Source organism: Roseibium sp. R5 (genome assembly GCF_055755305.1).
On the sequence record NZ_CM146910.1, the window covers coordinates 2,332,393 to 2,350,000 of the forward strand.

A 17,608-nucleotide genomic window follows, 5' to 3' on the forward strand; every position below is an offset into this window, starting at 1 on the left:
AAAAATCCCAATTTCTAATTTAGATCTTCAACAATGTTTGCATGTTTTTTAGAGTTCCGTATGGTTCTTTATGCAAATCTGTGTGGTTCACGCCTGCTGATCTGGTGGGAAAGGGAACTTAGGTAAGCCTATCTATCCTTTTAATGCAGCATCTTTGTCGATCTTTAGCCCTGCCGCATCCAATTCGTTGGCAAGAGACCTTTTCCATCCTCCGTTATCATCAAATACCTGCCACACAATTCCAATAATGTCTGACGGTAGTTCAACTACGCCACGCTTAAGAGCGCACACATGAGTGCGACCAAGCCTACCAATAAAGTACCCCCATTCAAGGATGACATTCTGCCTAGCGCGATGTGATGATGATACAGGGTCATCTGGCGATAGGAGGATTATTGCGTAACCTACATCAGCATTGTGCTCGAATTTCTCAATAATTGTTTTTCCGCCGTTCACTTGGTCTGCGAGGATAACGGGTTCCAAACCAATTTTCGTAACGAAATGCGCTACTGTTTGTTGCATTTCAATATCATGGCCATGAACGATGAAGACGCGTTTATTTGCCTTAGAATCCGAGGATCCATTTGATGATGTTTTAGGTTTAACAGTCGCAGCTGATTGAGATGCTCCGGGTCGACTAGGATTGGTAACAGCGCCCACGATACCATTGCTGGAAGCTGCCAAATGGAAAGCATCCCGGTCTTCAGGTCTAATATTGTGAAGAACTCCAGAATGATAGATTTCCCAAGCTTTCTCCACTATCGCGGCTTCGAGCATTTGTCCTTCTGCTGTTCGGGCTGTCGGATGCTCAAGGGCGTGTTTTGCTAACGAATTTGACCTAGCCATTAATCCAGACCCTAGGCCGACATTTCTGTCTGGTAAACCAAGCTCCATCAAAAATTGATCAAACCCGGAGTGCCCGAGGGCTTTGAGCAAAGCTGCTGCTGTTAATATGGTTTTGCGAGAATGGGATGGTGGGGTGATAGCTTGCATAGTTTAACTTCTCAAAACTCGATTGGTAACGCTATCATCTGAGGTGCCATTATTAGCGTCTTTCACCGAACAAGGGCGCATAGTAGTTGTTACCAATACTAAAACGATATCGAACTATCCTACATGACTGCGCAACACGAAAAATCAATTAACCATTGCACTTGACTGACGTAAATGCGCACATGATGCAATCGATAATTGTATTACTATCAACCCTCGCGTTTACCGGTCCCCGGTTCTATTCGGGCAGCTGACAGCTGCTTTTTAAGCTGACCTTCCAGCCAGGGCAGCAGACTGGTCAGTTCGTCCGAGTTTGACGGATCCTCGGCCTTCCCAATTAAGGTGTTGTACGCGCTTGACTGCTCGTCGAAGAGTGCATCTGGCGGGAGGGTTATGCCTTCAGCTTTGTGGAGGCTAGTGACCAAGCGTCCGACCGCGCGGAACACGTCTGGCTTAATCGTATAAAACCTCGGCCCCGACGGAATAGCCGAAGCATCTGCGAACATCTCTCCAGCCCCGGTTAGAAGCCAATTAAGGTTTACCCCAAGCTTCTTATTGAAAGCTTCAAACACCGAGAAGGTTGGCTCCCGCTCGCCCCGCTCATAACGGGACATGCTGTTAGGGCTTATCTCCAGCTTTGAAGCAAGCACGTCCCGATCAGGATCGCCAATAGCACGCCGCACAGCGCGAAGACGCTCTGCCAATGGCGTTTCAGGCCGTTTCTCAGGTCTCGCCAATATTAACACCAATAACACCCGTACGGGAGTTTACAAAAAACCCATTCGGGTATATACCTTCTCTCATCGGCCCGACTGATCGGCCCGACTGGTTACACACAAAACCCAAAGAAAACGGCTTGCTGCAACAAACCGTTTTCACGAAAGGCACCCGCTATGGCCAAGCCTAAACAGGTTCCCAAAGGTGGCTGGGATCCGTTTTCCATCAAAGCCGAGCTGCATCGCCAGCACATGACAATGGCCAAGCTCGCTGAGGCGAACGGCAAGGATCCCAAGTCCATGTCCCACGTCTGGAAACGCCCGCTTGCCTGGGCCGAGGAAGCCATTGCGGACTTTCTCGAAACACCCAAAGAGAAACTGTTTCCAGGCCGCTATCCAAAGACGACCGCCCGAATCCTTGATAGCAAATATGCGACTTATGCCGCTAGGCCAAAACGGCCGGCGTCCGTGGACAGGGAGGCGGCATAAATGGCCACGTCCTGGCACCTAAGCCCGCCAGCCCAGACACCAGCCCACACACCGGCGTCTGGCTACATCCTGGCGAAAACTGCCAAATCCGGCATCTTCTATTTCTTCACCGGCGTGTTTTCGTTCGTCACGACTGAGACCGGAGACCTCATCGTTGGGGAAACCGGCCTCTTTCCAGGTGATGCCTTTGTCTATGAAAACCGACTGACCGCGCAGCGGATCGCAAACCAGTTCAATCGCGCTGGCGTCGGCTCCCGCTGGCATGCTGTTCCAGCTTCCACGCCCTTTGAAATTCCCTTTGCGCCCACCGCACATCCGGGCGCCGGGGGAACCGCGCCACCTGCGGCTTAGTGGTGGGATGCGGCGCTGCCGCTTTGCGTGGCCTCTGACCAAGATGCTGCGTTCCTCCCCAACTTACCGGGCGGACCACCAGGTCGCTCCTGCCGCCCGGTCTTTTTGAACGGCTTTCAAGGGGTATGTTCGATGGCCGACACAACAATCAAAATCTCACTTATCGATGTTCCAGAGACCCGGCTGCGCCCGGTGGATCCGGATTGGGCTGCAACGCTCGCCGACATGATCCGAGAGGCAGGGCACAAAACCCCAATCGACGTTGTTTCTGAAGGGGAGCGCTTCCGGCTGGTCGCTGGTGAACACCGCCTCGAAGCGTTCAAGCTTTTGAAGCGTAAAGAGATCGCCTGCCGGGTTCTTACCCCAACGACCGACCAGCCCGCAGAAGAGCTGCGGTTGCATGAGATCCTGGAAAACCTTGGCCGCAAGGATTTCAACGCCCTGGAGCGCTGTGAAGCTCTTTTTGAATTGAAACGCATTTATGAGGCGCTGCACCCGCAGACAAAGCATGGCGGCAAGCGCGGAAATCAGCATACGGGCGGTGAAAAGAGGCAAGTTGCAATTTTTGCATTTTGCCAGAATGCCGAAGACAGCACCGGCCTTTCATGGCGCTCAATTGCCCTCGCTGTACAGATCTACAAGGGTCTGTCGTCCGCCACCCGCGAACGGTTGAAAGGAACCGCCTTCGCAGACAAACAGTCCGACCTCAAAGCGCTGGCTGAACTGGACCACGACGCGCAAGCGAAGGTCCTGGACCTTGTTCTGGGTGAACTTCCAAAGGCTGGCTCGATTGCCGACGCAAAACTGCTTTTGTCGGGAAGACCGCCGGAGAAAGACACCGAAAAACTGCTCAAGCGGGTGGGTGACATTCTGCCAAGCCTGCCCCGCGCCGCGCGGTTCGCCGTCTTCCGCAATCACAAGAAAGACATCATCACTCTTGTGAAAAAAGAGGGCTGGCTCGATGCGTAGAGGCCGCCCCCCAAAAGACACCCTTACCCCGGACATGTTCCTCGATTGGACACCGCCGAAGGTAGCCGTCGGGTTTGAGCCGAACGCCATCCCGGGCACCCGGCTCGCCTCCCGGATCAGCCGCGCCGTTTCGAAGGCCCTCAAGGAGTGTGACAAAAGCCGGGAGGAGATCGCGGCCGCAATGACCGATCGCCTGGGTCACAAGGTCACCGTCGCAACGCTGGACGCCTATGCCAGCGAAGCCAAGCTCGACAACAACATCACAGTGGAGCGGTTCATTGCGCTCATAAGCGCGACCGGTAAGACCGAGCTGCTGGGCTTTCTTGCCGATGACTTCGATCTGAAGGTCGTTCCCGCGAAATACGAAAATGTCATTACCCTCGCCCTGATCGAAGATCACGAAAAACAGGTCTCCAATTTCAAGAGAACCCTCCAGGCAAAAGCGTGGGGGTCCCGATGAAACTCTGGCTGACAGCGCAGGAGATCGCCGACCTCAAGCTTGACGGGTTTCCGGCGTCCAAACGCGGCATTCAAAAGGCCGCCGAACGTGAGTGCTGGGCCGACAGCCCGCTTGCGCGCAAGCGGCAGGGCCGCGAAGGCGGCGGCGGGCTTGAATACCACATCGACCTGCTCCCGCTCCCGCAGCGGCTGGAATATGCTGGGACTTTCGTTCGGGTTGAGCGCGAAGACTACGAGACTGAAACCACCAACGAATTGAACCGCCGCGAACTCAGCACCCGCGATGCCCGGTTGATCCTGCTTAAGGTTGCGGACCGTTTCTGCAAGACCAGCGGTCTCGGCGCGTCGGGGTCTGATCATCTCTTCTGCCAGCTGTTTGACGACGGCAAGGTGCCGCTCCCCGAATGGGTTCTTGAGCGCCGAGCATATCCGCAATGCGGCGATCGCCAAGTATGGACCGTCTGTCCTGGTCGCAACGGTCAAAGGGCAAACCCGGAAAGCAATGCCCCCTTTAAGGACGTTTCAAAACGCTCTTAAAGGCTGGAAACATGAGCACCGCAACGAGCTGTTGCGGATGACCAATCCGGACAAATACAAGTCTACCGTCCGCATGGTGGCCACAGGCGGACAGCGTGTCGATCGACTAAACGAAGTTTGGGAAATCGACGCCTCGCCATCCGACGTTATGACCAAAGATGGTCGCCGCAACCTCTACCTATGCATTGACCTTTATTCGCGGCGCGTGAAGATCCTTGTCAGCGAAACACCGCGTGCAGCAGCTGTTGGCTTGATGATCCGCAAGAGCCTTTTGGCTTGGGGTGTTCCGGAGATCCTAAAGACCGATAACGGGTCCGACTTCAAGGCGCGGGCCACCACGCGATTGTTGGACAACCTCGGCATTGAGGTTGATGTTTCAGCAGCCTACAGCCCCGAGCAAAAAGGAACTGTCGAACGCGTCATTGGCACGTTCCAACGGGACTGTTCCGCCACGCTTCCAGGCTTCATCGGCCATAGTGTTTCCGATCGGAAGGTGATTGAGAGCCGCAAGGCATTCCACGCCCGTCTCGGCCTTCAAGATGATGTTCTTTTCAGTGTCGATCTAACCGCTGCCGAGCTTCAACACCACGCCGATTGGTGGGCGGATCAGAAATACGCTTTCCGCGCCCATTCAGGCCTGAAGGGCAAGTCACCCATGCAGGTGGCCGCAGCTTGGACGGACCCGGTCCGCGCAGCACCGTCAGAAGAAACCCTGCGCGTCCTTCTGGCGCCAGCCATAGGCAAGGATGGGATCCGGACCGTCACCAAGAACGGCGTCCGGATCAATGGCGAGTTCTACTTGTCCATTGATGTCATGCCGGACACGCAGGTGTTTTGCCGCCAGAACCCCGATGACCTTGGGCGGATCTGGCTCTTTGAGCCGGATGGCGAAACCTACCTGGGTGAAGCGGTTTGTCCGGATCTTGCCGGTCTTGATCCGGTCGAAACCATCGCAAAGGTTCGCGCCCGGCAGAACGCAATCTATCGAGAGTTTGCAAAACCGATCCAACAGGCACGCCGCGAAGTCACCCCGCGCACCATCATGGAAGCGGAAAAACGAGCCACCCAGCACAACGCCGATATCGTTTCGTTCCCCGGTCGTCAGGAGGGGCACACCACGCCTGCCATTGAAGCGGCCAAGACTGTTAGCCGGAAACCATCACCCCGCCCGTTGAGCACGGCTGAAGAAGCGGTCAAGGCGAAGTTCAGCAATCCAATGGCGGACCGAACGGCAGCACCGGAACCCCTCAACACTCTCGACACACCGGAGCGCCGTTGGCTGCGTGCCTGCCAGCTAGAGGACCGGATCAAAGACGGTCAGCAGCTCTCGGAAAAGGACGCCCATTGGCTGACTGGATACCAGTCCGGCGGCGAATATCGCGCCCGGAAATTGATGGAGGAACACAGCAACCAAGCAAACCAGTTGTAACGCCCGCGTACCCATCGGATGGGCAAAGAAAATGGCCCTGAGAGCTGCAACTCTCAGAGCCGAAAATCAAGATCAGACAGGATTAGAATGATCATGAACTCTCAAAATGTCAATGGCGGCGGTCTCGCCAAGCTTCAGAACGTCTGGCGCTTCATGACGTTGGTGGAAGAGCTGCGCGGGCGCGCTCCCCATCTCCCAGGCATCGGCGTGTTTCACGGCTACAGCGGTTACGGCAAGACCTTCGCCGCCATCTTCGCACAGAACATGACCAACGCAGCTGTGATTGAAGTCGGTGACAGCTGGACCCGGAAGACCCTTCTGCAGAACCTCCTCAGTGAGTTGGGGGTGGACCTACCAAAAAGCACAGTCATACCGGAACTTGCCAAGCAAGCCATCATGGCCCTCGGCGATGATATCGGCCGTCCTCTTATCATAGACGAAGCCGACAAGCTCGCCGACAAAGGCATGCTGGAATTGATCCGCGAGCTGCAGGAACACAGTCAGGTTCCCTTGCTTCTCATCGGTGAAGAACAACTCCCGGCCAAACTCCAGAAAGTGGAGCGGGTTCACAACCGGGTTTTGCAATGGGTTCCGGCCGAGCCTTGCGACCTCTCCGACGCCCACGCCCTTGCTGAAATCTACTGTCCCGGCGTGAGCCTTTCCGAAGGCTTGATCCAATCCACTTTGCAAAAGAGCGAAGGCCGCGCACGCCGTCTGGCGGTGAACTTCAACACCATGAAGATCAAGGCCAAGAACCTTGGTTGCGATGAACTGACGGAAGTACAGTTCCACGCCTCTGAGTTCTATACAGGCGAGCCACCCCGCCGCATTCGGAGGGCCGCGTAATGTCCATTCAACTTGAACTGACAGTCACAGCTGGCAAACCGATTTACCGGGGACACGATCACTATTGGAGCGTGATCCGGGACCTCGGCAAGAACGACAGTCATTTCACGGTCCGGGAAGTTGCCCTTCGAAGCAATGACCGGGACGACTATTCAATTTCGGACTTTGTTAAACGGCTTGCAAAAGCCGATTACATTGAGGTGGTCGACACTGAGAAAGTGCCGATCGACCGGGGAGGGTACTGCACCCAATATGTCTATCGCCTCCTGAAGCGTCCGTCCGCGACACCGATCATAAACCGGGATGGATCCCACGGCACCCAAGGCCTTCGCAATCAGCAAATGTGGAATGCAATGCGATTGCTTCCGCAGTTCGACAAGCATGAACTTGGCGTCGCAGCCACCATCCCCGAAACTGAAGTGTCGTCGGTGACAGCCGGGTCTTATGCGAAGCGTCTGGCGGCAGCTGGTTATCTTCAAATCCTTCGCCCAGGCGGTGCCAACCTGACCCGGATCTGGCGTTTAAAGCCATCCATGAATACTGGACCAAGAGCGCCAAAGATCCTCGCGACCAAAGTTGTTTGGGATCAAAACCGGTCGGAAATCGTCGGTGGGGCTGTCGCCGAGGAGTGCGCGGCATGACCCAAGCACTCACAATGATTGAGAAGGCTGAGTTGGCTTGGGGTGCCGGGTTGCCGGATTGGGTCCGGGAACTTGCAGCTCTTGCCGATCGGGACGGCCTGCGTGGATGCGAAAAGCGGATCGGGTATTCAACAGCCGCTATCAGCCAAGCCATTGGCAACAAGTACCGGGGCGATATCGACAAGGTAGCCGACAAGGTTCGTGGAGCCCTTATGGGCGAGACTGTGACGTGCCCGGTGCAAGGAAAGATCGCCCGCAATGTTTGTCTGGACTGGCAAGGGAAACCCCGCGCTGTGACCAATCCGTTTCGCACGAAGGTCTATCGGGCATGCCGAAACGGTTGCCCACATTCCCGCTTGAAAAACACGGGGGGCAACGATGCTTAGCACCGACCTCATCCACTTTGGATACATGTGTTTCACGGCAGCACAAACCCAAGAGCATGACCGGCTGCAGGAGTTCACCAAGCGCCTTGGTGAAAGGCTTCTGGAAGCCGCCGAACGGGCCGAAGGCATGGAAGCAAAGCCAGCTATCATTCCTTTCCCGACCGATCACGTGGTTGTGGACTTGAGCGCCGAAAACGTCATTCCGTTTCCCAAGGTCAGACTTCGTCCAGTTCCCTCCAGCGACGGGGGGGCAGCATGAGCAAGGGCCTTGCACCGCTCTCCTACCGGCAGCAGGCGCTGCTGATCGGATACGTATTGCTCGGTGAAGAGAGTGCATTCATAGGGCAGGAACTCGGCCTGACGGCGCAGCGTATTGATGTCGAATACAAAGAGATCCTTGCAACCTTTGGGGTCTCAGTCTCTATGCCTGAACCCCATCCGGCCGCCGCCGCGGCCCCTGTTGCCGCACGCTCAGAGCCAAAGCCGGTTGAGATCCCGGAGCCTGTGTCACCAACCAAGTGGCAACCTCGCCGGTTTCGCACGATAGCAGCCAAAAGCAAGCCGGTACCGGATCATCCGTGTGATCTGACAGCACTGTTAATGGGCGACCCGTCAGCGGCTGCCTTCGAGCGTTCGTTAGCTCAACCAGCGCCGTTCCGTCCTGAACCAAGATACAGCAAGAGGGCCTGACATGGCCCGCCTCACAAGACCGTCCGAGTACGAGTTGAGTGAGACGCAAACCCTGCGCGATTGGCGGACCAGATTGTCGCGCAGGGTTCAACTTCGGCCCGGATTGATGGCCGAACAGGCCGAGTTAAAGGCGGTTACAAACGAACTTTTAAAGCGTGAATTAGCCGCTTTCCAAAAGCCACAACACCAACCGCTCGGCGATGCCGGTGCCGTTGGTGGGCAGATGCAAGGCAGGCTTCCTTACAAGGATTGAAGCATGACAGCGATCGCGAAAATCCACGTCCTGAAAAGCCAAGCCGGTTTGGATGATGACACCTACCGTGCCTTTCTCGAAAAGCACACCGGTAGCCGGTCATCCAAAGACATGACCTCATACCAACGCCTGACGGTCATTTCGGAGCTTCAGAAGCTTGTGCCGGCAGAGTACCGCCCGGTGGCGACCGGCAAGTTTGCAAAGAAGCTGCAGGCCCTTTGGATCGCCGGGTACAATCTCGGGGTGGTCACCAACAAGTCGAACAAGGCCATGATTGTTTGGTTGAAGCGCCAGACCCGCCTTGATCATCATCGGTTTCTGTCCAAAGACGAAGACGCGGCCAAGGCGATTGATGCCCTGAAGATCTGGTTCCGGCGCGAGACAGGCAATGAAACCTTGTTCACCAGCGACAGAGACCGGCATCCGCTTCTGAACGATCACCGCTTCCAGATCTGCCTGCACATCTGGACTGAGCTTGTGAAACGGGATCGTCACCCGTCCGGTTCTCTTGAGCAGCTGCTGCGCTGTGTCAGTGGTAAGGAAACACCGGACCAGCTCAGCGACGGCGACTGGATCAAGGCGATGAACAAGCTCGGGGAAAACTACCGGCGCATGAGGAAGGCCGCTTGAATGAGTGACCAGCTGCCCGGCCTGCTCGGCGAGATCGCCGACATCACCGATATCGGGGTCGCCATGGCGATCGCCGAGCGGGTCGGCGGCACGCGCGTATCAATCCCGGCCCGTGCTCCGGACGGTCATTGGCTGGTTGAGCTGGTCGGCAGGAATGCCGCCGACAAGATCTGTGATCATTTCCGGATCCTGTCACCTGATGGCCGGGAAGCGGGTGCCCGGCATGTGGTCATACCACGCGGCCCGGCCGGATGTCTTGCCAAGGCTCAAAAGCGGCTTGCGATGGAACTGGAAGCGGGGACCAGCGCCCGCGAAGCCGCTCGCCGCGCGGGTCTTTCTGAACGTGCCGCGTTCCGTATGCGCGCCCGGTTGCGGGACGAGGATGACAGTCAGGGAAAGTTGTTTAAATAAATTATTAGGGGTGCTATTCATTTCTACACTGTAACTTGCCCTCGGCGGTATTCGTTTTGCTCTAGGGGATTTTCAATGAGATTAATTCTATTTTTGATAGCCGTACTGTTCTCAATTCCAGCTATCGGCGCAGAGAGTAGTTGGATTAGGCACGAATTTAAGTCCAGCAAAGCCAAAAACCTTTATTGTCCCAGTGGTACCCAATCAAGCCAATGCTTGCAGTTCAGCACTACAGGGATCTCCAACTTTGGCAATAAAAGAACATACCTATGCGAAAGCGGGCATAGTGAAGATGGAACCTCGTGCTACATGGGCGGGTGTATAGATGGTGCTTCGCCTTTACCGGCATTTCGTGCTCAGATGATTTGTCAACCAAACATGCAAGGACGAAATATCAAGTCAGCTATCGCACCCGGTGGTGTGGCCGCATCTGTAACCTGTGACCCTGGAACTAGAGTTGTGGGTTGCCACAGCTATGGCAGCGACGGACACCCAGGTTGCGGAATCAATATAACAGCAAACGGCCAGACTTGTACTTCAAATCCATGCAGCGCGAACAAGATAGTAGCCATCTGCGCTGCAAAAGAGATGCGTTACATATTCAATGCAAAGTCCGCAAATGAGCACAAATGTCCAGCCGGTTATACTGTTTCTGCTTGCCATAACATCGATATGCCAAATGGGCACTCTCAAACATTTGGCCTTCCATATAGTCAAAACGGTTCGATAGGCGGTGGAGACTTATCAGGTACTCTGCCGTTCACATGCCAGTTCATTTCTGGTCGTACAAACTATCTTTTTTGTGCCAAAGACTAGTGCCACTAACCGGACGCTTGGTGAGTTAGTCTCTGAAGTATGTTGGCGGCCATCAAATCCAATCTGATAATTATAAAACGCCTTTTTTGAGGACATCAATTCCTTCTCGTCGAACTGGAAGCGGGCACCAGTACCCGCGAAGCCGCCCGCCGCGCTGGCCTTTCAGAACGCGCCGCATTCCGCATGCGTGCACGGTTGCGGGACGAAGATGACAGTCAGGGTAAGTTGTTCTAGTGCTAACATCAAACAACTTTAGAGATCCGCTGACAGGTATAAAATGAAAACACTAGTTGGTATTACAACAGAGGCACTCTTTGGGCGAGATGGTAAAATGATACGCCCCGCAAGCGGCTTCCAAGTCATTAGTGTTGATCACAATGGAAGTTTTGATCTTGCCAAGGATCTGCCGGGCTTAGTGACCCAAGATTTTTCTAATGTTGAGGGCTCTATCACCCAAATTATCCCTGTGCAGGGTGATCGACGTGACATTTCTGAGATAATTCTCACATATTTCCTGGAAAAAGAGTTTTCCGGTACCGTCGAGCATTTTGCTTTTGATCCGCAGTCCGGAGCAACAGATGTCTCGGATTTGGGAGAAAGCGGACTAGGAATTGCAGTGACAATGCAAGAAATACCGCGCAGCCGCGATATGCAAACTCCTGATTTTTTCGACTTGTTGAGAGAACTACATGAGACTCTCACAGAATTGTCCGAATGCCTGAGAGGAATCAACGACCCTGTTCTAAAGGACAGTCGAGTCGCCCAGGTTCTGGCGGCTATTGGATGCCTTAGTATCTACACTAATCCAGACGACGACACCGGACTTGACAAAATACCTGGCAGTATCGTCGCCAACGCAAAAAAAGAATTGACTTGGAGCGCCATAGGAAAGCTTAGTGACCGAGTAGCAAATCTTTCTAACTCAGCCGCCAAGCTGCTGGATGCACTCATTAAATGGGTCCCAAATTTGCCATTTGACAAGTCGTAAAACGCGCTTCAGTCTACGTTCAGATTTCCCCCCACGCCTTGCGGGCTGACACCTGTCAGCCCCGTTTCTTTTTCCCATTACCGCGATCTTTAGGGCCGTTCCCATTTTGAGGATTAGGCCCTATGAAACTCACCAAGACGAGCCTTAACCGACTTAAGGGCGTGCACCCGGATCTAGTGCGGGTTGTCTTGCGCGCGGCCGAGATCACGGGCCAGCCGTTTCAAATCACCGAAGGTGTTCGCACCCTTTCCCGGCAGCGGGAGCTTGTCCGGCGCGGTGCCTCCAAGACCTTAAACTCCCGGCATTTGTCGGGCCATGCCGTTGATGTGGTTGCGATGGTCGGAAACCGAGTGTCTTGGGAAGTGCCGCTCTACTACCGGATTGCCGACGCCATGAAACAGGCGGCTGAAGAACTCGGCATACCGATCGAATGGGGCGGCGATTGGAACAGCTTCTTTGATGGTCCGCACTTCCAGTTGCCGTGGAAGCTCTACCGGAAAGACGACAATCCGGCGTCTTCCACATCCGTACCCTTTGTCTCCGATCAGATGGAAGCCCTGACCCAGCGCATGCTGCGGATTGGAGATAAAGGGCCTGCCGTTGAACATCTTCAAAAGCAGCTTTTCAAGCTCGGCCATGGTCTTGCGATCGACGGTGACTTTGGTCCGCGAACCCGCCGTGCTGTGCAAAGTTTCCAGCGCGGTCAAGGCCTCGTTGCTGACGGGATTGTCGGACCCAAAACCCGCAAGGCGCTGAAGGCATCGGCCTCCAAACGGTAAGCGCCACCAACTCCAGCCAACCAACTTCAGGACCTCGAAAATGAACAGCACGAAATCTCTCTTCAAGTCGAAAACCTTTTGGGGCGCGGTGATCGCGATCGTCGCCAGCCTTGCCGGTCTATTCGGTTTTGAAATCACCGCTACAGACCAACAAGACCTCATCGGGCTGTACGACCAGGCGCTTGCCGCCTGGGACAGCATTGCCGTTGTGGCTGGCGGGCTTCTGGCCATCTACGGCCGGGTCACCGCAACCAGTCGAATAGGCTGATTTGCCATGAAGTGGATTTCCGCTCTCGGTGCTTTGTTTGGGTTCCTTCGGGAAGTTTCTGCGGGCATGCGGGAGCGGCAGATCCGTAATGGTGGCCGCGCTGAGGCGGTCGCCGCGTTTTTCACGGAGGCTACCAATGCCCTTCAAAAAGCCCGCACTGCTGAGCTTGGTATGGAGCATGAGCTCAATGCTCATCCTGACCGGCTGCATGATGACGACGGGTTCCGGAGAAAATGACGGGCCGGTCCCGGATGTCGTGACGGTTTCCGCGAAAGACAAAAAACAGGACCGCCTTCCGCTGGTTTATTGCGGGGCGAGCAAACCCTTTTACTGGTCCAAGGATGACACTCCGGAAAGCATCCGGCAGGCCAAAATTCATAATGCCAAATGGCGCGCGCTATGCGGACCGCAGATTGCGATCGCAGCGCAAAGAGCGGGGGCGTAATGCTCGACTACATCAAGGCCCTCGACGGGGTGCTCGGTATCATTGCTGTTGTGCTGGCATCCGCTGCCACATTGCATACGTGGCTGACCCGGCCGTCCAAGGCAAACGCCGACAAGATCGCCGAGCTTCAGGCCGTCAATGCGGAGTTACATGGTCGGATCTCAGACCTTGAAACGGTGATGAAGAACCAGCCGACCCGTGAAGACTTCCATGCGTTGAACCTCCAGCTCACCCAAGTCAGCGGCGACATTGCAACTCTGTCGGCCAATCTGACAGCGGTGGAGCGGATTGCGACCCGGATTGACGACTTTCTTCTCAACAATGGGGGCAAGTGATGGATTTCGCCGAACACTCCGCGCAGGACGTTCGCCTGATCATTCTCAAGGGTTTGGCGGATGAAAACGACCACCGCCTGAATGAAACACTGGTTGCGCATCTCCTGCAGGCCTTTGGTCATACCAAGAGCCGGGACTACATCCGGACCCAATTGCGCAAGCTGAATGAGCTGGGCGCGGTCAACCTGTTTGAGGTCGGGTCTGTTCTCGTTGCTCAACTGAAACAGCCGGGCCTTGATCATGTGGAGCGCCGGGCGTTTTTGGACGGTGTTCTGAAACCGTCGATCGGTAACTGACCATGGCTCCGCGTCGCGGCCGGGGCCGCTTGTCCTCGATCGAGAAACTCCCGCCCGAGTGCGATCACATCATTGCAGATGCGGCACGGGATCTGCGCGGCCGGGACAAGACCCAAACGGAAATCTACGAGGATTTCTACCGCGAACTGGAAAGCCTGCAAAAGGAGTATCGCGGCGAACTTGAATTCACGATCCCGTCGTTTTCCGCGTTCAACCGCTATGCGATCAAACAGGCCCACCTGACACGCCGCCTCGAAGACACCCGCGCCATTGCCGCCAGCATCGCCGAGAGCTTTGATGCAGAAGCGTCCGACGATCTAACCCTGATCGCCTCTGAAGCCATAAAGACACTCGTGTTTGAGCTTTTGACCGATGCGGGCGAAAGCGGCCTTGATCCGAAATCCGCCATGAACCTTGCAAACGCTTTGAAGTCCGCCGCTGCCGCACAAGGGATCTCGACCAAGCGCCGGGCGCAGGTTGAAAAGGACTATGCCAAGGCGGCGGAAGCTGCGGTCGATAAGGTCGCCAAAGCGGAAGGGTTCTCGCCCGATACAGTCCGCTCCATCAAGGCCGACATCTTGGGACTTGAGGAATGAGCATAGAGCCGCAGGAAAGCGAGTTCAGAACCGGCCGGGCCATCACCCAAGAGGAATGGGCCGAGCTGCGCTCTGCGTCCCTTTACAGCCTGCCGGATGGACTGCAAGAGCTTGCCGATGTTGATCATGTGGAAGTTCTTCTCGGCTACCAAAAGCAGCTGCTCAAATCCACTGCGGCACATTCTGTCACCGTTGTCGAAAAGAGCCGCCGCACCGGGGCCACCTGGGCGCTTGGTGCGCAAGCGGTTCTGACAGCTGGGTCCAAACGGTCCGCTGGCGGCATGGACACCATGTACATCGGCTATAACCTCGACATGGCCCGCGAGTTTATCGACGTGTGCGGCATGTGGGCCAAGGCCTTTAACAAGATCGCCTTTGCCGCCGAGGAGTTCCTGTTTCCAGATGGCACCGACAGCGACGGTGCCGACCGCCACATTCAGGCGTTCCGGATCCGGTTTGCCAGCGGCTTTGAAATCGTTGCCTTGACCTCGAAACCCCGGTCGTTGCGTGGCCGTCAGGGCTTTGTCATTGTCGATGAGGCTGCGTTTCATGACGATTTGAAAGAGCTTTTAAAGGCTGCGCTCGCCTTCCTGATTTGGGGCGGTAAGGTTTGCATCATCTCCACTCATGACGGGGAAGACAACGCCTTCAACGAACTCATTCAGGACATCCGGACGGGCAAGAAAAACTATTCGCTCATCAGGTTTGATTTTGATGATGCCCTTGAAGATGGCCTTTATCAGCGGGTGTGTCTGAGGACCGGTCAAACATGGACCCCGGAGATGGAAGCTGAATGGCGGGCGAGCATCCTGGCCGACTATGGCGATGCAGCTGACGAAGAGCTGTTCTGTATTCCGTCCAAGGGCTCCGGCACGTTTTTACCTTCATCGTTGATCCGCTCCCGCATGGCGGATGGCGTTCCGGTTCTGCGTCTGGAATGTCCAGATGATTTTGTGTTCCGTCCTGAAGCCGATCGGATTTCCTTTATCGACGACTGGCTGGAAGATCACGTCGCGCCGCTCCTGAAGGATCTCGACAAGCGCCAGCGCCATGTGTTCGGTCAGGACTTTGCGCGCGTTGCCGACCTCAGTGTGATTTGGCCGTTTGCGATCGGGCGGGATGTGCGCCTGGACACGCCCTTTACGATCGAGCTTCGCAACGTTCCCTATGAACAGCAAAAGCAGATCCTGTTTTATGTGATTAAAGGCCTGCCGCGCTTTTCCGGTGGGGCGATGGATGCCACCGGCAACGGGGCCTATCTCGCCGAGGTTACGCAACAGGAATTCGGCGAACACATGATCGAGCCGGTTCACTTCTCTCAAGGCTGGTACCGGGACAACACGCCGAAGTTCAAAGCCGCCTTTGAGGACGGCGATATCCGCACCATCCCGCGTGACGACGACACGCTGAACGATCTGCGCGCCTTCAAACAGATCAAGGGTGTTGCGCAGGTCCCGAGCGATCAGCGCACCCTTGACAAGGCCAAGGCCGGGCGCAAGCGCCACGGCGACGCGGGCATTGCGTGTTTGCTCGGCCACTTTGCCAGCGAACGGGACGTGCCGGAATACGACTACATGGCCGGGGAAGACGCGCTTGAGCACAGCCCGCTTGCCGACAGCGCCTTTCAGACCACAGGGAGGGCCTTATGGTGAAAAGTCTCGTTGATCAGTATGGCCGCCCGATCGAAAAGACCGTGCTTGCCCAGGAGGTCGCCACTCCGGAAATCATGGGCGTGCGTCGGACGGCGGAGGATCGTGAGGCATCCGGCCTGACACCCGAGCGCCTGGCGCAGATCCTCATTCAGGCACAGAACGGTCACGCCCGGGCTTACCTGACCCTCGCGGAGGAAATGGAAGAGCGGTACCTGCACTATGGCTCCCAGCTCCAGACGCGGCGTTTGGCAATCGAAGGCCTGACCCCGGTTGTCGAAGCGTCGGATGAAGTCCCGAAACACATCACCGATGCCGTGATGGAATTGATGGAAGGCGCGGACATCAATGAGACCACGGGCGAACTGACGGACGGGATCGGCAAGGGTTATTCGGTCTGCGAAATCATGTGGGAATATGAGCGGCGCGCGCTCCGGCCGGTTGAGTTCAAGTGGCGGGATCCGCGCTACTTCCAGTTTGACCGCAAGTCTCTCACAGAGCTGCGCTTGGGCGTTGACACCAATCTGGACGGTGAAGACCTGCCACCGGCAAAGTTCCTCATTCACAAGCCACGCACCAAGGCGGGGATCCCGCTGCGCCGGGGTCTTGCCCGTCCGGCCGCCTGGGCGTTTCTGATCCAGTCTTTCGGCCTGAAGGACTGGGCTGCGTTTTCCGAGATCTACGGTGTCCCGCTCCGGGTTGGCCGGTATCACTCCAGCGCCAGCGCCCAGGACAAGCGGACGCTCTTGCGGGCGGTAAAAGCGATTGCCAACGACGCGGCTGCGATCATCCCGCAGGGCATGGACATCGAGTTCCATAAGGTTGAAGGTTCCCACGGCTCCGCCGTCTTTGGCGAGCTTCTGGATTATGTCGATCGGCAAGTGTCCAAGATGGTCGTCGGTCAGACCATGACGGCCGACGATGGATCGTCAATGGCGCAGGCGCAGATCCATAACGAGGTGCGCCTTGATATCCTGAAGGCAGACGGCAAACAGTTGGCGGCGACCTATAACCGCGATCTGATCATTCCGTTTGTAAACGTCAACTTCGGCCCGCAAGAGGTCTATCCGCAAGTTTCCTTCCCGGTTGCCGAACCGGAAGACATCAATGCGCTGTCTCAGGCCCTTGGCACGCTGGTACCGCTTGGGCTGAAAGTCGCCCAGCGGGAGATCCGGGAAAAGCTCGCCTTGAGCGAACCGGCACAAGAGGACGAGATCCTGCAGCTCGCCGCAACGAGCACGCCGGACGACGACACGCCAGAGGACAAGAAACCGGCTCCAAAGCGTAGGACCAAGGACGACAAGGACACCGAGGATCCGGAGGCGGAAGAGGACGCGCAGTTGTCCGCTCATGGAACGGGGTGCGCGTGTTCGAGTTGCGCCGGCCTTTCTGCCGACCCTGAAACACAGCAGTCTTTAGACGCGTTCGATCGGCTGTTCGGACAAGTCGATTGGGAAGCCGTTACAGACCCGCTTCTTGCGCCGCTGCGCAGCGTCATCCTTGAAGCAACAGACTTTGAAGACGTGCGCAAACGGCTCGAAGCGGCCGGGCCGGACAGCGAGCCATTGCGCAAGGCATTGTCGCAGCTGACAGCGATCGCCCGTGGGCTTGGTGACGTAAGCGACGAGGATTGACG

26 protein-coding genes are annotated in these 17,608 nt (G+C 56.1%); 24 read left to right on the top strand and 2 right to left on the bottom strand.

From position 1 onward, the window contains the following. Window positions 1-132: 132 nt before the first annotated feature. Both AC0J4F_RS10785 and AC0J4F_RS10790 read right to left on the bottom strand, forming a co-directional pair. Window positions 133-993, bottom strand: a complete 861-nt coding sequence (locus AC0J4F_RS10785) for a TIR domain-containing protein (protein ID WP_473026226.1) — start codon at window positions 991-993, stop codon at window positions 133-135. A gap of 209 nt (window positions 994-1,202) precedes the next feature. After that, a complete protein-coding gene (locus AC0J4F_RS10790; protein WP_473026227.1) occupies window positions 1,203-1,748 on the bottom strand; it encodes a helix-turn-helix domain-containing protein in 546 nt (181 codons plus the stop codon). Between the two features lie 138 nt (window positions 1,749-1,886). On the opposite strand from AC0J4F_RS10790, the gene AC0J4F_RS10795 reads away from it, so the two are divergent. The 24 genes from AC0J4F_RS10795 (at window position 1,887) to AC0J4F_RS10910 (ending at window position 17,606) form a co-directional block, all read left to right on the top strand. After that, window positions 1,887-2,198: a helix-turn-helix domain-containing protein gene (locus tag AC0J4F_RS10795; RefSeq protein ID WP_473024660.1), complete on the top strand. Its 312-nt coding sequence runs from the start codon at window positions 1,887-1,889 to the stop codon at window positions 2,196-2,198. Then, window positions 2,199-2,549 (top strand): hypothetical protein, encoded by a 351-nt coding sequence (locus AC0J4F_RS10800; RefSeq protein ID WP_473026228.1) that lies wholly within the window; start codon window positions 2,199-2,201, stop codon window positions 2,547-2,549. Between the two features lie 132 nt (window positions 2,550-2,681). Next, on the top strand, window positions 2,682-3,518 hold the full coding sequence (locus tag AC0J4F_RS10805; protein ID WP_473024662.1) for a ParB N-terminal domain-containing protein: 837 nt from the start codon (window positions 2,682-2,684) through the stop codon (window positions 3,516-3,518). After that, window positions 3,511-3,978 carry a hypothetical protein gene (locus tag AC0J4F_RS10810; protein ID WP_473024663.1) on the top strand — a complete coding sequence of 156 codons (468 nt, stop codon included), beginning with the start codon at window positions 3,511-3,513 and terminating at the stop codon, window positions 3,976-3,978. Before AC0J4F_RS10805 ends, AC0J4F_RS10810 begins: the two co-directional genes overlap by 8 nt. After that, window positions 3,975-4,514: a DNA-binding protein gene (locus AC0J4F_RS10815; RefSeq protein WP_473026229.1), complete on the top strand. Its 540-nt coding sequence runs from the start codon at window positions 3,975-3,977 to the stop codon at window positions 4,512-4,514. The genes AC0J4F_RS10810 and AC0J4F_RS10815 overlap by 4 nt, the downstream gene beginning before the upstream one ends. Window positions 4,515-4,551: 37 nt before the next feature. After that, the gene (locus tag AC0J4F_RS10820) at window positions 4,552-5,943 is read left to right on the top strand and encodes a transposase (protein WP_473026230.1); all 1,392 of its coding nucleotides are present in this window, start codon (window positions 4,552-4,554) and stop codon (window positions 5,941-5,943) included. Between the two features lie 93 nt (window positions 5,944-6,036). Continuing rightward, a complete protein-coding gene (locus tag AC0J4F_RS10825; RefSeq protein WP_473026231.1) occupies window positions 6,037-6,789 on the top strand; it encodes an AAA family ATPase in 753 nt (250 codons plus the stop codon). Continuing rightward, window positions 6,789-7,430, top strand: coding sequence for a hypothetical protein (locus AC0J4F_RS10830; RefSeq protein ID WP_473026232.1), 642 nt, complete (start codon window positions 6,789-6,791; stop codon window positions 7,428-7,430). Before AC0J4F_RS10825 ends, AC0J4F_RS10830 begins: the two co-directional genes overlap by 1 nt. After that, a complete protein-coding gene (locus AC0J4F_RS10835; protein ID WP_473026233.1) occupies window positions 7,427-7,816 on the top strand; it encodes a transcriptional regulator in 390 nt (129 codons plus the stop codon). The genes AC0J4F_RS10830 and AC0J4F_RS10835 overlap by 4 nt, the downstream gene beginning before the upstream one ends. After that, the gene (locus tag AC0J4F_RS10840; RefSeq protein WP_473026234.1) at window positions 7,809-8,075 is read left to right on the top strand and encodes a hypothetical protein; all 267 of its coding nucleotides are present in this window, start codon (window positions 7,809-7,811) and stop codon (window positions 8,073-8,075) included. Before AC0J4F_RS10835 ends, AC0J4F_RS10840 begins: the two co-directional genes overlap by 8 nt. Next, window positions 8,072-8,506 (top strand): hypothetical protein, encoded by a 435-nt coding sequence (locus AC0J4F_RS10845; protein ID WP_473026235.1) that lies wholly within the window; start codon window positions 8,072-8,074, stop codon window positions 8,504-8,506. Before AC0J4F_RS10840 ends, AC0J4F_RS10845 begins: the two co-directional genes overlap by 4 nt. Before the next feature lies 1 nt (window position 8,507). Further along, window positions 8,508-8,759: a gas vesicle protein V gene (locus AC0J4F_RS10850; RefSeq protein ID WP_473026236.1), complete on the top strand. Its 252-nt coding sequence runs from the start codon at window positions 8,508-8,510 to the stop codon at window positions 8,757-8,759. A gap of 3 nt (window positions 8,760-8,762) precedes the next feature. Further along, complete coding sequence (locus AC0J4F_RS10855) at window positions 8,763-9,389, top strand: regulatory protein GemA (RefSeq protein ID WP_473026237.1); 627 nt, start codon at window positions 8,763-8,765, stop codon at window positions 9,387-9,389. After that, entirely contained in the window at window positions 9,390-9,800 is a 411-nt protein-coding gene (locus AC0J4F_RS10860; RefSeq protein WP_473026238.1) for a hypothetical protein, read from the top strand. 1,093 nt (window positions 9,801-10,893) lie between these two features. Then, window positions 10,894-11,604: a hypothetical protein gene (locus AC0J4F_RS10865; RefSeq protein ID WP_473026239.1), complete on the top strand. Its 711-nt coding sequence runs from the start codon at window positions 10,894-10,896 to the stop codon at window positions 11,602-11,604. A 122-nt stretch (window positions 11,605-11,726) separates the two neighbouring features. Continuing rightward, a complete protein-coding gene (locus AC0J4F_RS10870) occupies window positions 11,727-12,383 on the top strand; it encodes a peptidoglycan-binding protein (protein WP_473026240.1) in 657 nt (218 codons plus the stop codon). A gap of 40 nt (window positions 12,384-12,423) precedes the next feature. Beyond that, complete coding sequence (locus AC0J4F_RS10875) at window positions 12,424-12,651, top strand: hypothetical protein (RefSeq protein WP_447235550.1); 228 nt, start codon at window positions 12,424-12,426, stop codon at window positions 12,649-12,651. A gap of 6 nt (window positions 12,652-12,657) precedes the next feature. After that, on the top strand, window positions 12,658-12,888 hold the full coding sequence (locus AC0J4F_RS10880; protein ID WP_473026241.1) for a hypothetical protein: 231 nt from the start codon (window positions 12,658-12,660) through the stop codon (window positions 12,886-12,888). Next, complete coding sequence (locus AC0J4F_RS10885; RefSeq protein ID WP_473026242.1) at window positions 12,839-13,096, top strand: hypothetical protein; 258 nt, start codon at window positions 12,839-12,841, stop codon at window positions 13,094-13,096. Before AC0J4F_RS10880 ends, AC0J4F_RS10885 begins: the two co-directional genes overlap by 50 nt. Continuing rightward, window positions 13,096-13,431, top strand: coding sequence for a DUF2730 family protein (locus AC0J4F_RS10890; RefSeq protein WP_473026243.1), 336 nt, complete (start codon window positions 13,096-13,098; stop codon window positions 13,429-13,431). The genes AC0J4F_RS10885 and AC0J4F_RS10890 overlap by 1 nt, the downstream gene beginning before the upstream one ends. Beyond that, window positions 13,431-13,727, top strand: coding sequence for a VpaChn25_0724 family phage protein (locus AC0J4F_RS10895; protein ID WP_473026244.1), 297 nt, complete (start codon window positions 13,431-13,433; stop codon window positions 13,725-13,727). The genes AC0J4F_RS10890 and AC0J4F_RS10895 overlap by 1 nt, the downstream gene beginning before the upstream one ends. A gap of 2 nt (window positions 13,728-13,729) precedes the next feature. Then, the gene (locus AC0J4F_RS10900) at window positions 13,730-14,323 is read left to right on the top strand and encodes a DUF3486 family protein (RefSeq protein WP_473026245.1); all 594 of its coding nucleotides are present in this window, start codon (window positions 13,730-13,732) and stop codon (window positions 14,321-14,323) included. After that, on the top strand, window positions 14,320-15,975 hold the full coding sequence (locus tag AC0J4F_RS10905) for a hypothetical protein (protein WP_473026246.1): 1,656 nt from the start codon (window positions 14,320-14,322) through the stop codon (window positions 15,973-15,975). Before AC0J4F_RS10900 ends, AC0J4F_RS10905 begins: the two co-directional genes overlap by 4 nt. Continuing rightward, window positions 15,969-17,606 carry a DUF935 domain-containing protein gene (locus AC0J4F_RS10910; RefSeq protein ID WP_473026247.1) on the top strand — a complete coding sequence of 546 codons (1,638 nt, stop codon included), beginning with the start codon at window positions 15,969-15,971 and terminating at the stop codon, window positions 17,604-17,606. Before AC0J4F_RS10905 ends, AC0J4F_RS10910 begins: the two co-directional genes overlap by 7 nt. Window positions 17,607-17,608 lie beyond the last annotated feature (2 nt).

What these genes read in the sequence shown, in the direction of transcription:
- AC0J4F_RS10880 (WP_473026241.1), top strand. Translation starts at nt 12,658, where the DNA reads ATGAAGTGGATTTCCGCTCTCGGTGCTTTGTTTGGGTTCCTTCGGGAA.
- AC0J4F_RS10870 (WP_473026240.1), top strand. Translation starts at nt 11,727, where the DNA reads ATGAAACTCACCAAGACGAGCCTTAACCGACTTAAGGGCGTGCACCCG.
- AC0J4F_RS10800 (WP_473026228.1), top strand. Translation starts at nt 2,199, where the DNA reads ATGGCCACGTCCTGGCACCTAAGCCCGCCAGCCCAGACACCAGCCCAC.
- AC0J4F_RS10845 (WP_473026235.1), top strand. Translation starts at nt 8,072, where the DNA reads ATGAGCAAGGGCCTTGCACCGCTCTCCTACCGGCAGCAGGCGCTGCTG.
- AC0J4F_RS10795 (WP_473024660.1), top strand. Translation starts at nt 1,887, where the DNA reads ATGGCCAAGCCTAAACAGGTTCCCAAAGGTGGCTGGGATCCGTTTTCC.
- AC0J4F_RS10900 (WP_473026245.1), top strand. Translation starts at nt 13,730, where the DNA reads ATGGCTCCGCGTCGCGGCCGGGGCCGCTTGTCCTCGATCGAGAAACTC.
- AC0J4F_RS10865 (WP_473026239.1), top strand. Translation starts at nt 10,894, where the DNA reads ATGAAAACACTAGTTGGTATTACAACAGAGGCACTCTTTGGGCGAGAT.
- AC0J4F_RS10810 (WP_473024663.1), top strand. Translation starts at nt 3,511, where the DNA reads ATGCGTAGAGGCCGCCCCCCAAAAGACACCCTTACCCCGGACATGTTC.
- AC0J4F_RS10785 (WP_473026226.1), bottom strand. Translation starts at nt 993, where the DNA reads ATGCAAGCTATCACCCCACCATCCCATTCTCGCAAAACCATATTAACA.
- AC0J4F_RS10890 (WP_473026243.1), top strand. Translation starts at nt 13,096, where the DNA reads ATGCTCGACTACATCAAGGCCCTCGACGGGGTGCTCGGTATCATTGCT.
- AC0J4F_RS10850 (WP_473026236.1), top strand. Translation starts at nt 8,508, where the DNA reads ATGGCCCGCCTCACAAGACCGTCCGAGTACGAGTTGAGTGAGACGCAA.
- AC0J4F_RS10840 (WP_473026234.1), top strand. Translation starts at nt 7,809, where the DNA reads ATGCTTAGCACCGACCTCATCCACTTTGGATACATGTGTTTCACGGCA.
- AC0J4F_RS10905 (WP_473026246.1), top strand. Translation starts at nt 14,320, where the DNA reads ATGAGCATAGAGCCGCAGGAAAGCGAGTTCAGAACCGGCCGGGCCATC.
- AC0J4F_RS10855 (WP_473026237.1), top strand. Translation starts at nt 8,763, where the DNA reads ATGACAGCGATCGCGAAAATCCACGTCCTGAAAAGCCAAGCCGGTTTG.
- AC0J4F_RS10815 (WP_473026229.1), top strand. Translation starts at nt 3,975, where the DNA reads ATGAAACTCTGGCTGACAGCGCAGGAGATCGCCGACCTCAAGCTTGAC.
- AC0J4F_RS10835 (WP_473026233.1), top strand. Translation starts at nt 7,427, where the DNA reads ATGACCCAAGCACTCACAATGATTGAGAAGGCTGAGTTGGCTTGGGGT.
- AC0J4F_RS10825 (WP_473026231.1), top strand. Translation starts at nt 6,037, where the DNA reads ATGAACTCTCAAAATGTCAATGGCGGCGGTCTCGCCAAGCTTCAGAAC.
- AC0J4F_RS10830 (WP_473026232.1), top strand. Translation starts at nt 6,789, where the DNA reads ATGTCCATTCAACTTGAACTGACAGTCACAGCTGGCAAACCGATTTAC.
- AC0J4F_RS10820 (WP_473026230.1), top strand. Translation starts at nt 4,552, where the DNA reads ATGACCAATCCGGACAAATACAAGTCTACCGTCCGCATGGTGGCCACA.
- AC0J4F_RS10910 (WP_473026247.1), top strand. Translation starts at nt 15,969, where the DNA reads ATGGTGAAAAGTCTCGTTGATCAGTATGGCCGCCCGATCGAAAAGACC.
- AC0J4F_RS10860 (WP_473026238.1), top strand. Translation starts at nt 9,390, where the DNA reads ATGAGTGACCAGCTGCCCGGCCTGCTCGGCGAGATCGCCGACATCACC.
- AC0J4F_RS10875 (WP_447235550.1), top strand. Translation starts at nt 12,424, where the DNA reads ATGAACAGCACGAAATCTCTCTTCAAGTCGAAAACCTTTTGGGGCGCG.
- AC0J4F_RS10895 (WP_473026244.1), top strand. Translation starts at nt 13,431, where the DNA reads ATGGATTTCGCCGAACACTCCGCGCAGGACGTTCGCCTGATCATTCTC.
- AC0J4F_RS10805 (WP_473024662.1), top strand. Translation starts at nt 2,682, where the DNA reads ATGGCCGACACAACAATCAAAATCTCACTTATCGATGTTCCAGAGACC.
- AC0J4F_RS10885 (WP_473026242.1), top strand. Translation starts at nt 12,839, where the DNA reads ATGCTCATCCTGACCGGCTGCATGATGACGACGGGTTCCGGAGAAAAT.